Raw genomic sequence first — 17,813 nt, forward strand, 5'->3', positions numbered from 1 at the left:
GGGGGGGGGGGTGGCTTCGGGTCGGGTGTTGCGGGACGAGGTCTTATAGAAAAGGGCCCCTGGGTGTGGTGGGGATGGGGGGGGAGTTTGTTTTTCCCCCCCCCCCCCCCCCTCCCCGCGTTCGCCGCTACTTCAGCGCCAGCAGCAAGGTGTCCGACGGCGAGCACCACACCGGCCGCACCTCGCCGAAGCCCTTCTCGCGCAGCACGCGCGCGTGCCACGCCGCCGAGGGCATGTCGCCGTCGGCGTGCTCGCCGTAGATCTCGAAGCGACGGGCCGTGGGCCCGGCGAGGACCGGGTCCTTGGCGGCGAGCTGCCACCATTCGGCCCAGTCGAGCGCACCGTCGCGCTTGGCCCCCTCCATCTGCGCGTGCCGCTGGGCGCGCTCGGCCGCGTTGATCCGGGGCGTCGTCTCGTCGATCATGTGGTCCGCGTTCAGGAAGACACCACCGTCGCGGACCAGCTCCGCGACCCGACCGTAGAGGGCCGCGAGGGGTTCGGCGTGGAACCAGTGCAGGGCCGTGGCGGTCAGGACGGCGTCGTAGGAGTCGTACGGCAGCTTCGCCGTCCAGTCGGGGTCCTTGAGGTTTGCGGTGACCAGGGAGACCCGTTCGTCGCCCGCGAAGGTGCCCTCGGCGATGGCGAGGAGCGCCGGGTCGAGGTCCACGCCGGTGCTGGTGGCCTCCGGGAACCGGGCCAGCAGCCGGGCCGTGATGGTCCCGGTGCCGCAGGCGAGGTCGAGCACCCGCGGTGCGGGGCCGACCAGGGCCTCGACCATGTCCAGCATGGTCCGGAAACGTTCCTCGCGGTCCGGCATGTACCACTCCTGCTGCCGGTCCCAGCTGGCCTGCCAGGCGTGCCAGTCGGCGGCGGGCGTGGTGGTAGTGGTGGTCTCCGCGTCCGTCATCGAGCCCCTCCGTCGCATGCGTACGTAATACCCTGGAACCACGATCAGCTGTTACCTGATCGCAGGCACGACCTTAGAGCCCCTTCGTAAGGACTACAAGTGGAACTGGCCTATTACTCGGATTACGCCGTACGTCTCGTCAACACCGAGGAACCGGTCCGGGGGCAGGACTCACTGACCTCGGTCGAGGCCGTTCGCGAGCTCTTCGGCGCCAACCAGTCGGCGGCCCGGCGCGCCACGGACTCGGACGTGACCCGGTTCCGCTCGGTCCGGGGGCGGCTGCGCGCGGTCTTCGAGGCGGCCGACGGCGGCGACGAGACCCTTGCCGTGGACCTCCTGAACTCGCTCCTGCTGGAGTTCCCGGTGAGCCCGCAGATCTCGGGTCACGACCACCGCGACGACGACGGCAGCCCGCTGTGGCACATGCACCTGGCGGACCACCCGTCCAACGCGACCGCCGGTTTCGCCGCCATCGCGGCGATGGGTCTGGCCTTCCACCTCACCGAGTACGGCGTGGACCGCCTGGGGCTGTGCGAGGCCGCCCCCTGCCGCAACGCCTACCTGGACACCTCCACCAACCGCTCCCGGCGCTACTGCTCGGACCGCTGCGCCACCCGCGCCAACGTGGCCGCCTACCGCGCCCGCAAGCGCCTGGAGGCGGACCGGTCGGTCAGCACCGGCCTGAGCGCCGACAGCACCCAGCGGACCACGGCGAAGGGCGAGCGCTGACCCGGCCGGAGCGGCCGGTACCGCAGCCGCGCCCTGCCGAGCACGAGCTCCTGGGGGACGGCCCCGTAGTCGGTGCTGTCCCCGCCGGCGAACGCGTTGTCCCCGAGCACCCACCAGCCGGCCCCGCGCCGCTCGACGGCCCGCTTGACCACGAGCAGGTCCTGTTGGAAGGGATGTCGCAGGACGACCACGTCACCGGGCCTGACCCTGGCCCCCCAGTGCACCAGGAGCACGTCCCCGTGGTGCAGCGTGGGCACCATGGACGGCCCGGTCACCTCGGCCGGCCCGAAGGGCAACGCCCCTCTCGCGCGTTCGGTCTCCTGCGACAGCTGCTCCGGCATGACCCGGCACCTCCCCGGTCTTTCCTCCACCAGTCTCAGTCTCACCCCGGACTTTTGTCCTAAGCCCACGGGGGCACTCGCGAAAACGCGCCTCCCAGGGAGTAATGTCCCCCCTGAGAAGACGATCACGAGGAAGGAACGCTTCATGCTTTCCCGCCTGTTTGCCCCCAAGGTCACGGTCAGCGCCCACTGCGACCTGCCCTGCGGCGTGTACGACCCGGCCCAGGCCCGCATCGAGGCGGAGTCGGTGAAGGCCGTCCAGGAAAAGATGGCCGGCAACGACGACCCGCACTTCCAGGCCCGCGCCACGGTCATCAAGGAGCAGCGAGCCGAGCTCGCGAAGCACCACGTCTCCGTGCTGTGGAGCGACTACTTCAAGCCCCCGCACTTCGAGAAGTACCCGGAGCTGCACCAGCTGGTCAACGACACCCTGAAGGCCCTGTCGGCCGCCAAGGGCTCGACCGACCCGGCGACCGGCCAGAAGGCCCTGGACTACATCGCCCAGGTCGACAAGATCTTCTGGGAGACCAAGAAGGCCTGACGTCCAGTCAGCACCCGGAAGCCGGCGATCGGTGCACCATCGCAGGCCGAAGGAACCGCCCGAAGGGGCCCGGCTGCAGTTCCGGCCGGGCCCCTTCGGTGTTCCCGCGGCCAGGGGTGGCGGCACCTCATCGGCGCTTCCTGGCGTACGTCCGCACCACGACGCCGTTGCCGAAGGTCCGCACCGTCTCCGGCACGAACTCGGAGACCTGGAAGCCGGAGCCGAACATGGGCATGCCCGTGCCCAGCACCACCGGGTAGGTCTTGATCACCAGTTCGTCGATCTCGTCGATCAGCTCGCCGGCCACGACCGAACCGCCGCACAGGTAGATGCCGAAGGCGCTGTCCTCCGCCTTCAGTTCGCGGACCCTGCCGACCAGGTCCGCCGGGATGATCTCGACGTTCGGGTCGGGCGACTCCGTGAGCGTGCGCGAGGCGACGTACTCACGCAGATGGGCGTACGGGCTGGTGACGCCCTCCTTCAGGGCCAGGTCGTAGCTGGCCCTGCCCTGGACGACGGTGTCGAACCGCTTGTTCGGCAGGTCGTCGATCCCGAGGTGCCGGCGGCCGTGGGTCGGCAGCGTCTCCGGATACTCCGACGTAAGGAACGCGAAAAACTCCTCGTCGACGAACGGGAACATGAAGGACGCGTCGCCGTCCGGGCCGCCGATGAAGCCGTCGATCGAACAGGCGATGAAGTACGTGAGCTTGCGCAAACTGGTCTCCTTCGTTTCAACCACTTCAGTTATAGTACTCCGTCCGTAGTGGTTCAAGCAGGTTTTCGGTTTTCGACTCTCAGGGCTCGATCTCGGAGCTCGGTCTCAGAGCTCGGTTCTCGGAGCAGCGCGCGGCGGTCAGGCGGTCGCCGGTGTCCGCGGCTCGCGCCACATCGGCCACATCCGCGGGCCGTCCGGCAGATCCAGGGCCCGGCCGGTGAACTCGAAGCCGAGGCGCCCGTACAGACCCCGGCCGCGGGCACTGCTCGCCTCGAGGTAGGCGGGCAGGCCCTCGCGGTCGCAGCGGTCGAGTACCGACTCGATGAGCGCGGTGCCCAGGCCCTCGCCCTGCCGTCCGGGGGCCACACCGATCATCCACAGGTACTCGTGGGCCCGGCCGTAGGGGTGGATGCCGTCCGTGAGCCGGGCTATCAGCTCGACGCGCTGGTTCTCCGGGTCGACGGCCTCGCGCACCTGGGCGGGGCCGTCGGCGGCCCCGTCGCGGGGATCACCGCCGGGCTCGTCGCCGGTGTGCCCGTCCGCCGGCACGGGCAACCACAGCGCGCAGGCCGCACCGTCCTCGGTGAGGTCGATACGACCGTCGGCGAGCACGGCGTCGGTGAAGGCGGCCATGAGCCGGTGGTGGGTCCGGCGGCGGTACTCCTCGCCGGGGAAGACCCAGCCGCTCACCGGATCGCCCTGGAAAGCCTCGTCCAGCAGCCGGACGACCAGCTCCCGGTCGCCCTCCCCCGCAGTCCGGATCACCACACCCATGTCCCGCCCATCCCTTCGACTCAACCTCGTTCATGTGTACGGCGGTTGAGCCTATCCGCCGGCTTCGGCGGGAGGTGGGCGGTGTTCCCGGCCGTACGCCGGAAGGGGGGCGGGCCCCGCACACCGTGGGGAAGTGCGGGGCCCGCCGGACCGGAGCCCTCGGCGGTGCGGCCGTACGTCGGTCAGGTCCGTACGGTCCTGCACGGGCTCCGGGGCCTTGCGCGGCCGGCCGGGCGCTCCGTGGTCGCCGGGCCGGCCAGGGTGACCGTCAGGTGCTGCGCCGGGTCACGAACTCGGCCAGCGCGAGGAGGCCGCCCGCCTCCTCCGGGTCGGGCACGGCTCGGGCCAGTTCCTGCATGGCCCTCGCCATCCGGTCGGCCGCCTGGGCCTGCGCCCAGTCCCGGCCGCCCGCCCGCTCCACGGCCAGTGCGGTGCGCTCCAGGTCCTCCTTGTCCTCCTCGTAGGGCGCCGCGTACAACTCGGCGAGCTCGGCGGCGGCCGGGGTGCCGGTGCTGAGGGCGGCGACCACGGGCAGCGATTTCTTACGGGCGGCCAGGTCCGCGCCGGCCGGCTTGCCGGTACGGCGCGGGTCACCCCATATGCCGATGACGTCGTCGATGAGCTGGAAGGCGAGGCCCGCCTCGCGGCCGAAGGCGTCCAGGGCCTCGACGTCCTCGGCGGCGGCTCCGGCGTACAGCGCCCCGAGGGCACAGGCGCACCCCAGCAGGGCGCCCGTCTTGGCCTCGGCCATGGCGAGCGTCTCGTCGAGGGTGACCTCGTCCGGGGCGCGCCGCTCCATGGCCGTGTCCGCGTGCTGCCCCTCGCACAGCTCGACGACGCAGTCGGCGAGTCGGGCCGCCGCCGCCGCGGACGCCGGGTGCGGGTCGGTGGCGAGCAGCCGCAGGGCGAGCGCCTGGAGGGCGTCCCCCGCGAGGATCGCGTCGGCGTCACCGAACACGGTCCACGCGGTCGGCCGGTGGCGCCGAGTGGTGTCCCGGTCCATCACGTCGTCGTGCAGCAACGTGAAGTTGTGGACCAGTTCCACCGCCGCCGCGGCCCGCGCCGCCGCCGTCCGGGCCCCGGGTCCGCCGAGGGCGGCGGCCGAGGTGAGGACGAGCGCGGGGCGGATCGCCTTGCCCGCGTTGCCTGCCGCGGGTGTGCCGTCCGCGTGCTGCCAGCCGAAGTGGTAGAGCGCGATCCGGCGCATCGAGGCGGGCAGTGACTCGATGGCGGACCGCAGTTCGGGGTCGACCGCCGCCCGCGACTCACGCAGGAGCGTCGCCGCCTCGTGTCCGTCGGCCCCTGCCGGTCCCTGCCCGTCGGGCGAAGGCCCCGGCTCCTTCCCCCGCTGCGTGCCGATGGGCCCGTGCCTTTCCAGCGTTCCGGTGGGGCGACGCGTCTCGGCGGCGCCGTGCGGAGCCTCTGTCATGGACTCACCTCCCCCATACGCCCGCCTCCGTACCCCCGGGGTGTACCCGCCCGGGAGGGCGGGAACACGGCGTTCGGGAGTCTGGCGTCACTGCCAGCGGCCGATCTCGACGTTCTCCAGGACGCCGAGCGCGTCCGGTACGAGGACGGCGGCCGAGTAGTAGGCCGTGACCAGGTACTTGATGATGGCCTGCTCGTTGATGCCCATGAAGCGCACCGACAGACTCGGCTCGATCTCGTCCGGGATGCCGGTGGCGCGCAGGCCGATGACGCCCTGGTCCTGCTCGCCGGTACGCATCGCGATGATCGAGGACGTACGGGCCTCGGTTACCGGGATCTTGTTGCACGGGTAGATCGGCACGCCGCGCCAGGTCGGGATGCGGTTGCCGGCGATGTCGATCGTCTCGGGAACGAGTCCGCGCTTGTTGAGCTCGCGTCCGATCGCGGCGATCGCACGCGGGTGGGCGAGGAGCAGCTTGGTGCCGCGCCGGCGGCTGAGCAGCTCGTCCAGGTCGTCCGGTCCGGGCACGCCGTCGTGCGGCTGGATCCGCTGGTCGTACTCGCAGTTGTGCAGCAGGCCGAACTCGCGGTTGTTGACGAGCTCGTGCTCCTGGCGCTCCTTCAGCGCCTCGACGGTCAGGCGGATCTGCTGCTCCGTCTGGTTCATCGGCTGGTTGTACAGGTCGGCCACGCGCGAGTGGATACGCAGCACGGTCTGGGCGACGCTCAGTTCGTACTCACGGGGCCGGGCCTCGTAGTCGACGAAGGTGTGCGGGATGTCCGGCTCGCCGCTGTGGCCGGCGGAGAGGTCGATCGCCTTCTCGCCGTGCCTGTTGGTGGGCTGGTCGGTGAGCGCGCGGCGCTCCTCGAGATGCGCGCTCAGGGTGTCCGAGCGCTCCGCGACCTGCTCCACCTCCTGGCGGGGCAGCACGAGCACCGTGCAGGCGGTGACCGTGCGGGCGGTGTACTCCCAGATGGCGTCCCCGTCCAGCAGCGCCTGGTCACCGAAGTAAGCGCCGTCGGCGAGGACACCGAGCACCGCGTCGTCGCCGTAGGGGCCGGTGCCGACCTTCTCCACCTTGCCGTGCGCCAGCAGGTAGACCTCGTCGGCCTGGCTGCCGAACGAGGCGATCACCTCACCGGGGCCGAACTCCCGCTGCTCACAGCGCTGCGCGAGCTCCGAGAGCACCTCCTCGTCCTCGTACGACCGCAGGGCCGGCAGCTCGCCCAGCTCAGCGGGGATGACCTCGACGCGGTCGCCGGTCTTCACGAACGTCACCCGGCCGTCGCCCACGGCGAAGGTCATGCGCCGGTTCACCCGGTACGTGCCGCCCTGAATGTCCACCCAGGGAAGCGTGCGCAGCAGCCAGCGGGAGCTGATCTCCTGCATCTGAGGAACGGACTTGGTCGTGGTGGCCAGGTTCCGCGCGGCCGCCGTACCGAGGCTCTGCTGCGGCCTGGTCTGCTCGGTGCGGACCTCTTCGCCTACCGACATAAGGAATTGCCCTCCCGGTCATGCCGGACGGCTACGCCCGGCATCGATGTGCGTGCACCAGCCTTCCTCACGGAGCGTGCCGGTGCTATTACCCGAAAGAGCGGGAATGGATCATCGGTTGCCGGGGCACAGGTGGGTGCTTCCTCAGCTTCTCGGCGTCTTGTCCCGCCCTGTTCAGCGCTGTTGGCCGGGACAGGATTGTCCGGATCGGATCGCACACGGACCGAACAAGTACTAGGGAGCGCTCCGTTTCGGTACAAGCACCGTACGAGGCGGTCGCGTCGGGCGGTCGTCGCGCAGCGTGAAGGAGCCGGCCGTGGCCTCACCCATGTCCGCGAGCAGTTTTCTCAAGGCACTGAAGGCGGAGGGCCTCAGCGTCGTCCAGGTCGGCGACTGGCGGGACCACAACCGCAACCACAAGGGTCCCTGGGGCCCCGTGCACGGCGTGATGATCCACCACACGGTCACCAAGGGCAGCGCGCGGACCGTGGAGATCTGCCGCAAGGGTTACGAAGGCCTGCCGGGACCACTGTGCCACGGGGTCATCACCAAGGACGGCAAGGTCCACCTGGTCGGGTACGGCCGGGCCAACCACGCCGGACTCGGCGACGACGACGTCCTGCGCGCGGTGATCGCGGAGAAGGGACTGCCTCGGGACAACGAGTCGAACACGGACGGCAACCGGCACTTCTACGGCTTCGAGTGCGAGAACCTGGGCGACGGCGACGACCCCTGGCCGGCGGCACAGCTGGAGGCGATCGAGCGGGCCGCCGCCGCGGTCTGCCGGCACCACGGGTGGAACGAACGATCCGTCATCGGCCACCTCGAATGGCAGCCGGGGAAGGTGGACCCGCGGGGGTTCACCATGACGTCGATGCGTGGGCGGATCCGGGACCGGCTGGAGTGACGTGTCCGCAGCGCGCGGCGGCGTGACAATGGCGGGGTGACCGGCACCGACACCCGCGACCTCGCCGCCCTGGGCCCCCGCCTGCCCTCTCCCCTGCAGGAGGTCGCCGACGAGCGGTTCGAGCGTCGTGGTGTCCGCCTGCTGCTGAAGCGGGACGATCTCATCCACCCCGAGCTGGTCGGCAACAAATGGCGCAAACTCGCGCCGAATCTCGCCACGGCGGACGGTCGTACCGTCGTCACGTTCGGCGGCGCCTACTCCAACCACCTGCGCGCCACGGCCGCCGCCGGCCGGCTGCTCAGTCTGTCCACGGTGGGCGTGGTGCGCGGTCAGGAACTGGCCGGCCGGCCGCTCAACCCTTCGCTGGCCCGGTGCGCGGCCGACGGCATGCGGCTGCACTTCGTCGACCGCTCGACGTACCGCCGCAAGACCGAGCCGGAGGCCCTGGCGGCCCTGCTGAGCGCGGTGGACGCCGAGGACGCGGTCGTCGTCCCCGAGGGCGGCAGCAACGCGGAGGCCGTGCGCGGCTGCCGGGCCCTCGGTGAGGAACTGGGCGAGCACACCGACGTGGTCGCGCTCGCCTGCGGCACCGGCGGCACGCTCGCCGGGCTGGCCGCCGGCCTCCCGCCGGGCCGCCGGTCGCTCGGGATACCCGTCCTCAAGGGCGGCTTCCTGGCCGACGACATACGGCGGCTCCAGATCCGTGCCTTCGGCGGGCCACGCGGCGCCTGGAGCCTCGACGACCGCTTCCACTGCGGCGGCTACGCCCGCACCACTCCCGAGCTCGACTCCTTCGCCGAGGACTTCGAACACCGCCACGGCCTCCCCGTGGAGCGCGTCTACGTCGCCAAGATGCTCCACGCCCTGCTCACCCTCGCCGAGGAGGGCGCCTTCCCGCGTGGCACGACCCTGACGGCGGTCATCACCGGCCGCCCCTTTCCCTGAACGGCCCCCGCCGGACGTCACGGGCGCCGGGCGCGCTCCGCCCCGGCGCCCATGTACGGCAACCGGTGAACGGGCCACCGCCGACGCCCGGCCGGGCCGCACGGCCCATGGCCGCGAGCACACGACGGGCACGACTGGCGGGTACGCCCGGCGGGCCCCGGCATCCTCGCGGACTCGGGCGCCCCGCCCGGTCCCCGCGACTCGGGCGCCCCGTCCCCGCCCCCCGGAGCACAGGGCCGCCCGGCGCGTTCGAGTGGGGCCGTACCGGCCTCCGGGCGGGCGCGGGGCCCTCGCGTCGTCTCCCGCGTCCGGCGTCGCACGCGCGCGCGTGGCGCCGTTACGCCGTCTCCCGGTAAGCCGCCGCCTCCTCCAGGTCCAGCCGGCGCAGCAGCGTCCGGAGCATCTCGTCGTCGATGTAGCGGCCGTCCCGGAGCCGGACGAAGACCTCGCGCTCCGCGCCGATCATCTCCCTGGACAGCCGCCGGTAGGTGTCGTCGACGGTCTCCCCGGTGACGGGGTTGACCTGTCCGAGCCGTTCCCAGACGGCGTTGCGGCGCCGCTCCAGGACCGTGCGGAGGCGGTCGGCGAGCGGGGCCGGCAGGGCGTTGCGCTCGTCGGCGAGGAGGTCGTCCAGGCGCTGCTCCGCGGCCCGGGATGCCTGGGCCTGGGCGTTGGCCTCCGCGAGCGTCTCGGCCTGCACGTCGTGTGCGGGGAACTTCAGCAGGCGGATCAGCGGCGGCAGGGTGACGCCCTGGACGACCAGCGTGCCGATGACCGTGGTGAAGGTGAGGAACAGGATGAGGTTGCGCTCGGGGAAGGGAGCGCCGCCGTGCACGGTGAGCGGGATGGAGAAGGCGATCGCGAGCGAGACCACACCCCGCATACCGGCCCAGCCGATCACGAACGGCCCCTTCCAGGAGAGGTCGCCCTCACGCGCGCGTACGCGTGCCGACAGCCGCGGCAGGAAGGTCGCCGGATACACCCACACGAACCTCGCCGCGGCGACCACCAGGAAGACGGCGACCGCGTACCAGGCGGCGTCGGCACCCTCGTACTCCCCGAGGCCCTTGAGGACGACGGGCAGCTGGAGGCCGATCAGGGCGAACACGGCCGACTCCAGGACGAAGGCGACCATCTTCCACACCGCCTCCTCCTGGAGACGGGTGGCGAAATCGACCTCCCACGCGCGGTGGCCGAGAAAGAGCGCGACGACCACCACCGCGAGCACCCCGGACGCGTGCACCTGCTCGGCGACGGCGTAGGCCACGAACGGGATCAGCAAGGAGAGCGTGTTCTGAAGGAGCGCCTCCTTCACGTGCGTGCGCAGCCAGTGCAGCGGCACCATCAGGACCAGCCCGACGCCGACGCCACCGATGGCCGCGATCAGGAACTCCGCGATCCCGCCGGCCCACGTGGCACCCTCGCCGACCGCCGCCGCGAGCGCCACCCTGAAGGCGGTGATCGCGGTGGCGTCGTTCACCAGGGACTCGCCCTGGAGGATCGTCGTGATCCGGGAGGGCAACCCCACGCGGCGCGCGACCGCCGTGGCGGCGACCGCGTCCGGCGGCGCCACCACCGCACCGAGCACCAGGGCCGCGGTCAGCGGCAGGCCGGGCACGATCAGGTACGCGGCGCAGCCGACGACGAAGGTGGCGAAGAGGACGTAGCCCACGGACAGCAGCGCCACGGGCCGCAGCTTGCCCGCAGGTCGAGGTAGGAGCTGTCGGTGGCCGCCGTGTGGAGCAGTGGGGGCAGCAGCAGGGGCAGGACGATGTGCGGGTCGAGGGTGTAGTCGGGCACTCCGGGGACGTAACTCACCGCCAGTCCCACCGCGACCAGCAGCAGCGGTGCCGGCACCGGCACGCGCCGTCCCGCGGCGGCGATCGCGGCGCTGCCCGCCACCAGCACAAGCAGCGGCATCACGTCCATCGTCCTCGCCCGCCCTCTTTTTCCGCGCGGTCATCCGCACACCCGTCGTAACCTGGCAATCATGAAACAGTGCACGCACGCCGACGCGCTGCCGCACCCGGAACCGAAGCCGCGCGGCGAGACCTGCCCGGAGTGTCTGGCCGAGGGCACGGACCCGGTGCAGCTGAGGCTGTGCCTCGTCTGCGGTCACGTCGGCTGCTGCGACTCCTCGCCGCGGCGGCACGCGACGGCCCATCACGAGGCGACCGGCCACCCGGTGATGCGGACCTTCGAGCCGGGTGAGAGCTGGCGCTGGTGCTTCGTCGATCACGTACTCGTGTGACCTGTCCCAGGGACGGTTCGACCGTCTGACGCCTGGGTACGTCAACCCGGCGCGCGCTCTTCCGATTTGGGCCCGCCGAACCCCTAGCCACTGTGCGTGTTCATGTGTTTACTATGAGTGACAGCAAGGGGTTGGGGTCTCGGGGACAGGAAACTCTGGAGCGCGATAACGTCACCGCTGAACCACGTAGCGCGTTACCCCGAGGGGCGGCCCTCGACCCTGTAACGCTTGTACCACCTTGGAGGTGAGGGTGTCCCAGATCGCAGGCGAGCCCGCGACCCAGGACTTCGTCGAAGTCCGGCTGCCGGCCGCGGGTGCCTACCTGTCGGTGCTGCGTACGGCGACGGCCGGCCTCGCAGCCCGTTTGGACTTCACCCTCGACGAGATCGAGGACCTGCGCATCGCAGTCGACGAGGCCTGCGCGATCCTGCTTCAGCAGGCCGTGCCCGGCTCGGTGCTCAGTTGTGTCTTCCGCCTCGTCGACGACTCGCTCGAGGTCACCGTCTCGGCGCCGACCACGGACGGCCACGCCCCCTCGCGGGACACCTTCGCCTGGACCGTGCTGTCCGCCCTCGCGGGCAAGGTCTCCTCCGCCGTGGACGAGGACAAAACCGTTTCGATCAGCCTCTACAAACAGCGCGGCGCGGGACCCGGGCCGGCGTGAGGGACGGGGACGGGCCGGTGCGGGACGAAGAGCGCGGCACACGGGAGCTGCCGGCCGAGGGCGCACGTTCTGAGAACGAGGCCCGGCGCGCGGCGGACGGCATCGACGGCATCCCCGAGCAGGCCCGGCCGCATCCGGAGGACGAGGCCTCCCCCGAGGTGGTCGTCCCGGACGACGGACAGCGGACCGGGGACACCCCCGTCCGGCCCGTCCGAGTGGAGGCGAAGGCTCGGGAAAGGGCAACGGGCGGGACGATGAGCGAGCACGAGCGACACTCCGAGGACGGCGCGCCGGGTGCACGGGGCACGCGGCACGACCCGCAGGACCGCAGCGGCGCGCGTCTCCTGTTCGCCGAGCTGCGCACGCTGGAGAAGGACAGCCCGGCGTACGCGGAACTGCGCAACCGGCTGGTCCGCATGCACCTGCCACTCGTCGAGCACCTCGCGCGCCGCTTCCGCAACCGCGGCGAGCCCCTGGACGACCTCACCCAGGTCGCCACCATCGGTCTGATCAAGTCGGTCGACCGCTTCGACCCGGACCGCGGGGTGGAGTTCTCCACGTACGCGACCCCGACGGTCGTCGGCGAGATCAAGCGGCACTTCCGGGACAAGGGCTGGGCGGTGCGCGTCCCGCGGCGTCTGCAGGAGCTCCGGCTGGCCCTGACGACGGCCACGGCGGAACTCTCGCAGCTGCACGGGCGCTCCCCCACGGTCCACGAGCTCGCCGAGAAGCTGGCGATCTCGGAGGAGGAGGTCCTGGAGGGTCTGGAATCGGCCAACGCGTACTCCACGCTGTCCCTGGACGTCCCGGACACCGACGACGAGTCCCCCGCGGTCGCGGACACGCTGGGCGCCGAGGACGAGGCCCTGGAGGGCGTCGAGTACCGGGAGTCGCTCAAGCCGCTGCTGGAGGACCTGCCGCCGCGGGAGAAACGGATCCTGCTGCTGCGCTTCTTCGGCAACATGACCCAGTCGCAGATCGCGCAGGAGGTCGGGATCTCGCAGATGCACGTGTCGCGGCTGCTGGCCCGCACACTGGCGCAGTTGCGGGAGAAGCTGCTGGTCGAGGAGTAGCGGGAGAAGCTGCTGGTCGAGGAGCAACGGCAGGAGTAGCGGCCGGGCACCGGCCGGTGCCCGGCATCCCAGACCTCCGGGCGGCGGCTACTTCTCGGCTACTTCTCGGCGCTGCCGGGTCCCCGGATGCCGAGGGCCTGGGTGGTCGTGGGGTTCACGAGCAGCACCAGTGCCGTGACGGCCACGACGCCGAGCACGATGCCCGCCGGGATGGCCACACTGTCGGCCTGCAGCAGGTTGTAGGCCACCGGCAGCGCCATGATCTGCGTGATGACGGCGGGCCCCCGGCTCCAGCCTCGCCGGCCGATCAGCCCGCGGGCGGCGAGGAGCGGCAGCAGGGCGAGGACGATCAGGGTGACGCCGCCGGTGATGGCCGAGGTCCGGTCGTCGGGGTGGCCGGTGAGACCTCCCACGAGCATCCAGGCACCGCCGACGACAAGCGCCAGCCCCTCCAGAGCGGCCAGCGCCGCCGCGGCGGTCAGCCGGCCGGGACGGGGGCCCGCCTCTTCGGCGGCTTCGGGGCTGGGGGTCTGCTCACTGCTCACCCCTGAAGGGTAGCCCTCGGCTCACCGCACCCCGTGGGGGCGTCCGGCGGACCGTGTGCGCCGTGTGCCCTCGGCGATCTCCACCTCGGTCTGGGCCGGGTACCACTCAGTAGGTACCCTGCAAACCATGCGTGCACTTCTCGTGGTCAATCCGGCGGCAACCACCACAAGTGCGCGCACGCGCGACGTGCTGATCCACGCGCTCGCGAGCGAGATGAAGCTGGAGGCGGTCACCACCGAGTACCGCGGCCACGCGCGCGACCTCGGCCGGCAGGCGGCACAGAGCGACGACATCGACCTGGTCGTGGCCCTCGGCGGCGACGGCACGGTCAACGAGGTCGTCAACGGTCTGCTGCACGACGGCCCCTGCCCCGAGAAGCTGCCCCGTCTCGCGGTGGTCCCGGGCGGTTCCACCAACGTCTTCGCCCGCGCCCTCGGCCTGCCCAACCACGCGGTGGAGGCCACCGGCGCCCTGCTGGACGCACTGCGCGAGGGCAGCGAGCGGACCGTGGGACTGGGCCTGGCCTCGGGCACGCCGGGCACGGAGGACGAGGCGGTCCCGGCCCGCTGGTTCACCTTCAATGCCGGGCTCGGTTTCGACGCCGGCGTGGTCGGCCGGGTCGAGCAGCACCGTGAGCGCGGCAAGAAGTCGACGCACGCCCTCTACGTCCGCCAGGTGATGCGCGCGCTCATCGGCGAGCCGCACCGCCGCAACGGGACGATCACTCTGGAGCGGGCAGGCGAGGACCCGGTCACCGATCTGGTGCTGTCCATAGTCTCGAACACGTGCCCCTGGACGTTTCTCGGCAATCGCCCGATCTACGCGTCGCCTAAGGCCTCGTTCGATACCGGGCTCGACGTCTTCGGCCTCAGCCGCCTGTCGACGGCCGCCGTTGCCCGGTATGGCACCCAGTTGCTCACTTCGTCCCCCGAGCGCGGCCCCCGGGGCCGGCATGCCGTCTCCCTGCACGATATGACCGAGTTCACCTTGCATTCGAAGGTGCCGCTCCCCCTTCAGATGGACGGTGACCACCTGGGGCTGCGGACCAGCGTGACGTTCACAGGCGTTCGCCGTGCACTGCGTGTGATTGTGTGAGCAGAAGGGGCGAAAGTCCTTTCACTCGAACGTTTAGACCAGGGTCCACCCCATGGAAGTACGGCTGTGACCTAGTCGACACCGAAGAATCAAAAAAAACTTTCCGGAAGGGGTTGTATCCGCCGCCGAGGTTTGCGAGTCTCTTCTTGGCGATCGGAAGGGCCCGCAACACCGGCCTTCACAGATCACCAGAACCCCTCTTCAAACCACAGGACCACGCCAGGGCAACCTGACGGTAGGCCCTTCCCTTGTTGAGGGATTCGTGAAAGCGTTCACATTCACAAGCATCCCAGCATGTAATACCAAGGAGAGGTAGCAGCCATGGACTGGCGTCACCGCGCCGTTTGCCGCGAGGAAGACCCCGAGCTCTTCTTCCCCATCGGCAACACCGGTCCCGCGCTGCTGCAGATCGAGGAAGCCAAGGCCGTCTGCCGTCGCTGCCCTGTCATGGAGCAGTGCCTGCAGTGGGCGCTCGAGTCCGGCCAGGACTCCGGCGTCTGGGGTGGTCTCAGCGAGGACGAGCGCCGCGCAATGAAGCGCCGTGCCGCCCGCAACCGGGCTCGTCAGGCCTCCGCCTGACCATCCACCCCTGCTGACAGCCTGAGCTTGGCGGCGCGTACAGCGAGTACGCAACCCCCGCTCCCGAGCCGCAGCGCGCAGTACCCCCGATGCGCATCGGACGATGGATCGCACGAGCACTGGCCTCGGACCCTCACCGGTCCGGGGCTTTTTGCTGTCCGGACCCGCCCGCCGCCGCGCTTCTACTTGTCCGTGGGCACTGGGATGTCCAGGATCACCCGGGTGCCCCGATCCGGGGCCGGCACCATGTCGAAGGCCCCGCCCAACTCGCCCTCCACCAGGGTGCGGACGATCTGCAGGCCGAGGTTGCCGGAGCGGTGCGGGTCGAAGTCCTCGGGCAGACCGACGCCGTCGTCCTGGACGGTGACCAGGAGCCGGGCCTCCTTCGTCGTACCGCCGCGGACCGCGGAGACCTCGACCGTGCCGGTGTCGCCGTCACGGAAACCGTGCTCCAGGGCGTTCTGCAGCACCTCGGTCAGCACCATCGACAAGGGCGTTGCGACCTCGGCGTCCAGAATGCCGAAGCGACCGGTGCGCCGGCCGGTGACCTTGCCCGGCGAGATCTCCGCCACCATCGCCAGCACGCGGTCGGCGATCTCGTCGAACTCCACGCGCTCGTCCAGGTTCTGGGAGAGCGTCTCGTGCACGATCGCGATCGAGCCGACCCGGCGCACGGCCTCCTCCAGTGCCTCGCGCCCCCGGTCGGACTCGATGCGCCGGGCTTGGAGGCGCAGCAGGGCCGCCACCGTCTGAAGGTTGTTCTTCACCCGGTGGTGGATCTCCCGGATGGTGGCGTCCTTGGTGATCAACTCGCGCTCACGACGGCGCAGTTCCGTGACATCACGCAGAAGCACCAGCGAACCGACGCGCGTGCCCTTCGGCTTGAGCGGGATGGCGCGGAACTGGATCACCCCGTCGTGCGCCTCGATCTCGAACTCGCGCGGCGCCCAGCCGCTGGCCACCTTGGCGAGCGCCTCGTCGACCGGGCCGCGGGACGGGGCGAGTTCGGCGGTGGTCCGCCCGAGGTGATGGCCGACCAGGTCGGCGGCGAGGCCCATGCGGTGGTAGGCCGACAGCGCGTTCGGGGAGGCGTACTGCACGATGCCGTCCGCGTCGAGCCGGATCAGGCCGTCGCCGACGCGGGGCGAGGCGTCCATGTCGACCTGCTGGTTCTCGAACGGGAAGGCGCCGGCCGCGATCATCTGCGCGAGGTCCGAGGCGCTCTGCAGATACGTGAGTTCCAGGCGGCTCGGGGTGCGCACGGTGAGCAGGTTGGTGTTGCGGGCGATGACGCCCAGGACGCGCCCCTGACGTCGTACGGGGATGGACTCGACGCGGACCGGGACCTCCTCGCGCCACTCCGGGTCGCCCTCGCGCACGATCCGGCCCTCGTCCAGGGCGGCGTCCAGCATGGGGCGCCGGCCGCGCGGGACCAGGTGGCCGACCATGTCGTCCTGGTACGAGGTCGGTCCGGTGTTGGGCCGCATCTGGGCGACGGAGACATAGCGGGTGCCGTCGCGGGTGGGGACCCACAGGACCAGGTCGGCGAAGGAGAGGTCGGAGAGGAGCTGCCACTCCGAGACCAGCAGGTGGAGCCACTCGAGGTCGGAGTCGTCGAGCGCTGTGTGCTGGCGTACGAGTTCGTTCATGGAGGGCACGTGGCTGAGCGTACCCGGCGGTTCGGACAGCGATCGAAACCAGCCGGATTCCACCGTCCCCGCTCCCGGATCCACTCCTGGAGGAGTCCCCGGAAACACCCGCGGGCCGCGGCGCCTGAGAGGGACCCTCAACCCTCCCGGCACCGCAGCCCGGAGCAACAACGGCCGTGGGGTGTGCGGTCCCGGTCGGCCGAAGGATGAGGACCCGGGGCAGTCAGGGCAGAGAGCACCGGTTCCTCGGTCCGCCCTCCTGTGCGGGGAAGGCGGAAGCCTGACGATCACCTTGCGTGAGTGTCACGGCAAGGGTCTCAGTGGCCATTGTGGACTAGACCACTCGTCGTGTCCATGCGATGGACGGTGTTTGCGGTTGTCGCGTTCCGTCGACTACTCGGACATCCGAGCGTCCGGCCAAAGCCTAACCCTGTTGGCTCACACACGGGGCCAGACGGCCAGGGCAATTTCCGCGAGTGCCTCCAGCTCCGCCCGGCTCGCGCCGTCGCGCGCCTGCTGCGACATGCCCTGGATCATGGCTCCGGTGTGCCGGGCGAGGGTGGCCACATCGGTGTCCGGCGGCAGCACGCCCGCGGCCACGTCGGCCCCGATCCGGTCCTCGATGGCCGCGATGTTGCCGTTGCGCCGCTCCCGCAGGGACTCCTCGACCTCGGCGGTCGAGCAGTTGGCGGCGGCGTGGATGACGAGGCAGCCGTGCGGCCGGCCGGGAAAGGTGTACTCGACGGCGGCCTCGCGCAGCATCCGCTCCACCCCGGCGCGGGCGGTCGGCTCCTCGGCGAGGGCGCGGCCGCCGAACGAGCCGTACCGCACGCCGTACTCCTGGACGACCTCCTCGAAGAGCGAGCGCTTGTCGCCGAAGGCGGCATACAGGCTCGGGGCGCCGATCTCCATGACCCGCGTGAGGTCGGAGACCGACGTGGCCTCGTAACCGTGCTCCCAGAAGGCCATCAGCGCCTTCTCCAGGGCCGTCGCCCGGTCGAAGGAGCGGGGGCGGCCCCGCCCCTTGGCCGTGGTTTCCCGAGTCTGCGCCCCAGCCTGTCCGCTCTTCTCGTTGCTCACCATGGAGTGGATTTTATAGCGGGCACTAGAGAAATGTCGCCGGGCTGTTGTACGGTCTTTTCTGTATCGACCGATAGAGAAATGCGAAGGGGGC

Annotated in this window: 18 protein-coding genes and 1 pseudogene; 9 read left to right on the plus strand and 10 right to left on the minus strand. The window is 70.9% G+C overall.

What is annotated here, in order from left to right; genetic code table 11:
* Nucleotides 1-127 precede the first annotated feature (127 nt).
* Nucleotides 128-907 carry a class I SAM-dependent methyltransferase gene (locus ACFCZF_RS14520; protein ID WP_376671933.1) on the minus strand — a complete coding sequence of 260 codons (780 nt, stop codon included), beginning with the start codon at nucleotides 905-907 and terminating at the stop codon, nucleotides 128-130.
* Between the two features lie 99 nt (nucleotides 908-1,006).
* Between ACFCZF_RS14520 and ACFCZF_RS14525 the strand changes: the two genes are divergently transcribed.
* Nucleotides 1,007-1,636, plus strand: coding sequence for a CGNR zinc finger domain-containing protein (locus ACFCZF_RS14525; protein WP_376671934.1), 630 nt, complete (start codon nucleotides 1,007-1,009; stop codon nucleotides 1,634-1,636).
* Here the strand turns inward: ACFCZF_RS14525 and sodX are convergent.
* The gene (sodX, locus tag ACFCZF_RS14530; RefSeq protein ID WP_376671935.1) at nucleotides 1,540-1,977 is read right to left on the minus strand and encodes a nickel-type superoxide dismutase maturation protease; all 438 of its coding nucleotides are present in this window, start codon (nucleotides 1,975-1,977) and stop codon (nucleotides 1,540-1,542) included. The genes ACFCZF_RS14525 and sodX overlap by 97 nt on opposite strands.
* A 145-nt stretch (nucleotides 1,978-2,122) precedes the next feature.
* Between sodX and sodN the strand changes: the two genes are divergently transcribed.
* Nucleotides 2,123-2,518, plus strand: coding sequence for a superoxide dismutase, Ni (gene sodN / locus ACFCZF_RS14535; RefSeq protein WP_055417908.1), 396 nt, complete (start codon nucleotides 2,123-2,125; stop codon nucleotides 2,516-2,518).
* Between the two features lie 127 nt (nucleotides 2,519-2,645).
* Here the strand turns inward: sodN and ACFCZF_RS14540 are convergent, their stop codons facing one another.
* The 4 genes from ACFCZF_RS14540 to ACFCZF_RS14555 all read right to left on the minus strand — a co-directional run bounded on the left by ACFCZF_RS14540 (nucleotide 2,646) and on the right by ACFCZF_RS14555 (nucleotide 6,930).
* The gene (locus tag ACFCZF_RS14540; protein ID WP_376671936.1) at nucleotides 2,646-3,233 is read right to left on the minus strand and encodes a dihydrofolate reductase family protein; all 588 of its coding nucleotides are present in this window, start codon (nucleotides 3,231-3,233) and stop codon (nucleotides 2,646-2,648) included.
* Between the two features lie 138 nt (nucleotides 3,234-3,371).
* Nucleotides 3,372-4,007, minus strand: coding sequence for a GNAT family N-acetyltransferase (locus ACFCZF_RS14545; protein ID WP_376671937.1), 636 nt, complete (start codon nucleotides 4,005-4,007; stop codon nucleotides 3,372-3,374).
* 268 nt (nucleotides 4,008-4,275) lie between these two features.
* Nucleotides 4,276-5,436, minus strand: coding sequence for a family 2 encapsulin nanocompartment cargo protein polyprenyl transferase (locus ACFCZF_RS14550; protein ID WP_376671938.1), 1,161 nt, complete (start codon nucleotides 5,434-5,436; stop codon nucleotides 4,276-4,278).
* Nucleotides 5,437-5,523: 87 nt separating this feature from the next.
* Nucleotides 5,524-6,930 carry a family 2B encapsulin nanocompartment shell protein gene (locus ACFCZF_RS14555; RefSeq protein WP_375921663.1) on the minus strand — a complete coding sequence of 469 codons (1,407 nt, stop codon included), beginning with the start codon at nucleotides 6,928-6,930 and terminating at the stop codon, nucleotides 5,524-5,526.
* Between the two features lie 328 nt (nucleotides 6,931-7,258).
* On the opposite strand from ACFCZF_RS14555, the gene ACFCZF_RS14560 reads away from it, so the two are divergent.
* Together ACFCZF_RS14560 and ACFCZF_RS14565 are read left to right on the plus strand one after the other, a co-directional pair.
* Entirely contained in the window at nucleotides 7,259-7,837 is a 579-nt protein-coding gene (locus tag ACFCZF_RS14560) for an N-acetylmuramoyl-L-alanine amidase (protein ID WP_376671964.1), read from the plus strand.
* Nucleotides 7,838-7,873: 36 nt separating this feature from the next.
* Entirely contained in the window at nucleotides 7,874-8,782 is a 909-nt protein-coding gene (locus ACFCZF_RS14565; protein WP_376671939.1) for a 1-aminocyclopropane-1-carboxylate deaminase/D-cysteine desulfhydrase, read from the plus strand.
* A gap of 337 nt (nucleotides 8,783-9,119) precedes the next feature.
* Here ACFCZF_RS14565 and ACFCZF_RS14570 read toward each other — a convergent pair.
* Nucleotides 9,120-10,711 (minus strand): annotated as a pseudogene (locus ACFCZF_RS14570) (Na+/H+ antiporter).
* A 61-nt stretch (nucleotides 10,712-10,772) separates the two neighbouring features.
* On the opposite strand from ACFCZF_RS14570, the gene ACFCZF_RS14575 reads away from it, so the two are divergent.
* From ACFCZF_RS14575 to ACFCZF_RS14585, 3 genes are all read left to right on the plus strand, one after another.
* Nucleotides 10,773-11,033: a UBP-type zinc finger domain-containing protein gene (locus ACFCZF_RS14575; protein WP_376671940.1), complete on the plus strand. Its 261-nt coding sequence runs from the start codon at nucleotides 10,773-10,775 to the stop codon at nucleotides 11,031-11,033.
* Between the two features lie 250 nt (nucleotides 11,034-11,283).
* Nucleotides 11,284-11,697: an anti-sigma regulatory factor gene (locus tag ACFCZF_RS14580; protein ID WP_004925829.1), complete on the plus strand. Its 414-nt coding sequence runs from the start codon at nucleotides 11,284-11,286 to the stop codon at nucleotides 11,695-11,697.
* Between the two features lie 17 nt (nucleotides 11,698-11,714).
* The gene (locus tag ACFCZF_RS14585) at nucleotides 11,715-12,770 is read left to right on the plus strand and encodes an RNA polymerase sigma factor SigF (RefSeq protein WP_376671941.1); all 1,056 of its coding nucleotides are present in this window, start codon (nucleotides 11,715-11,717) and stop codon (nucleotides 12,768-12,770) included.
* 98 nt (nucleotides 12,771-12,868) lie between these two features.
* Here ACFCZF_RS14585 and ACFCZF_RS14590 read toward each other — a convergent pair whose 3' ends face one another.
* Nucleotides 12,869-13,315: a hypothetical protein gene (locus ACFCZF_RS14590; RefSeq protein ID WP_375921677.1), complete on the minus strand. Its 447-nt coding sequence runs from the start codon at nucleotides 13,313-13,315 to the stop codon at nucleotides 12,869-12,871.
* Between the two features lie 127 nt (nucleotides 13,316-13,442).
* Here ACFCZF_RS14590 and ACFCZF_RS14595 point away from each other — a divergent pair, with 127 nt between their 5' ends.
* Nucleotides 13,443-14,411: a diacylglycerol/lipid kinase family protein gene (locus ACFCZF_RS14595; protein WP_376671942.1), complete on the plus strand. Its 969-nt coding sequence runs from the start codon at nucleotides 13,443-13,445 to the stop codon at nucleotides 14,409-14,411.
* Between the two features lie 321 nt (nucleotides 14,412-14,732).
* Nucleotides 14,733-14,990, plus strand: coding sequence for a WhiB family transcriptional regulator (locus tag ACFCZF_RS14600; protein WP_003973730.1), 258 nt, complete (start codon nucleotides 14,733-14,735; stop codon nucleotides 14,988-14,990).
* Nucleotides 14,991-15,172: 182 nt separating this feature from the next.
* On the opposite strand, the gene ACFCZF_RS14605 is transcribed toward ACFCZF_RS14600, so the two are convergent.
* Together ACFCZF_RS14605 and ACFCZF_RS14610 are read right to left on the minus strand one after the other, a co-directional pair.
* Nucleotides 15,173-16,648, minus strand: coding sequence for a sensor histidine kinase (locus tag ACFCZF_RS14605; RefSeq protein WP_376671943.1), 1,476 nt, complete (start codon nucleotides 16,646-16,648; stop codon nucleotides 15,173-15,175).
* Nucleotides 16,649-17,077: 429 nt separating this feature from the next.
* Nucleotides 17,078-17,722 carry a TetR/AcrR family transcriptional regulator gene (locus ACFCZF_RS14610; RefSeq protein ID WP_376671944.1) on the minus strand — a complete coding sequence of 215 codons (645 nt, stop codon included), beginning with the start codon at nucleotides 17,720-17,722 and terminating at the stop codon, nucleotides 17,078-17,080.
* Between the last annotated feature and the right edge of the window lie 91 nt (nucleotides 17,723-17,813).

This window comes from Streptomyces sp. NPDC056296 (genome assembly GCF_042268605.1).
Classification (GTDB): Bacteria; Actinomycetota; Actinomycetes; order Streptomycetales; family Streptomycetaceae; genus Streptomyces.

Bases quoted from the DNA above. Each gene is read 5' to 3' on its own strand.
- ACFCZF_RS14600 (WP_003973730.1), top strand. From the start codon at position 14,733: ATGGACTGGCGTCACCGCGCCGTTTGCCGCGAGGAAGACCCCGAGCTC.
- ACFCZF_RS14520 (WP_376671933.1), bottom strand. From the start codon at position 907: ATGACGGACGCGGAGACCACCACTACCACCACGCCCGCCGCCGACTGG.
- ACFCZF_RS14560 (WP_376671964.1), top strand. From the start codon at position 7,259: ATGTCCGCGAGCAGTTTTCTCAAGGCACTGAAGGCGGAGGGCCTCAGC.
- ACFCZF_RS14545 (WP_376671937.1), bottom strand. From the start codon at position 4,007: ATGGGTGTGGTGATCCGGACTGCGGGGGAGGGCGACCGGGAGCTGGTC.
- ACFCZF_RS14550 (WP_376671938.1), bottom strand. From the start codon at position 5,436: ATGACAGAGGCTCCGCACGGCGCCGCCGAGACGCGTCGCCCCACCGGA.
- ACFCZF_RS14575 (WP_376671940.1), top strand. From the start codon at position 10,773: ATGAAACAGTGCACGCACGCCGACGCGCTGCCGCACCCGGAACCGAAG.
- ACFCZF_RS14555 (WP_375921663.1), bottom strand. From the start codon at position 6,930: ATGTCGGTAGGCGAAGAGGTCCGCACCGAGCAGACCAGGCCGCAGCAG.
- sodX (WP_376671935.1), bottom strand. From the start codon at position 1,977: ATGCCGGAGCAGCTGTCGCAGGAGACCGAACGCGCGAGAGGGGCGTTG.
- ACFCZF_RS14610 (WP_376671944.1), bottom strand. From the start codon at position 17,722: ATGGTGAGCAACGAGAAGAGCGGACAGGCTGGGGCGCAGACTCGGGAA.
- sodN (WP_055417908.1), top strand. From the start codon at position 2,123: ATGCTTTCCCGCCTGTTTGCCCCCAAGGTCACGGTCAGCGCCCACTGC.
- ACFCZF_RS14595 (WP_376671942.1), top strand. From the start codon at position 13,443: ATGCGTGCACTTCTCGTGGTCAATCCGGCGGCAACCACCACAAGTGCG.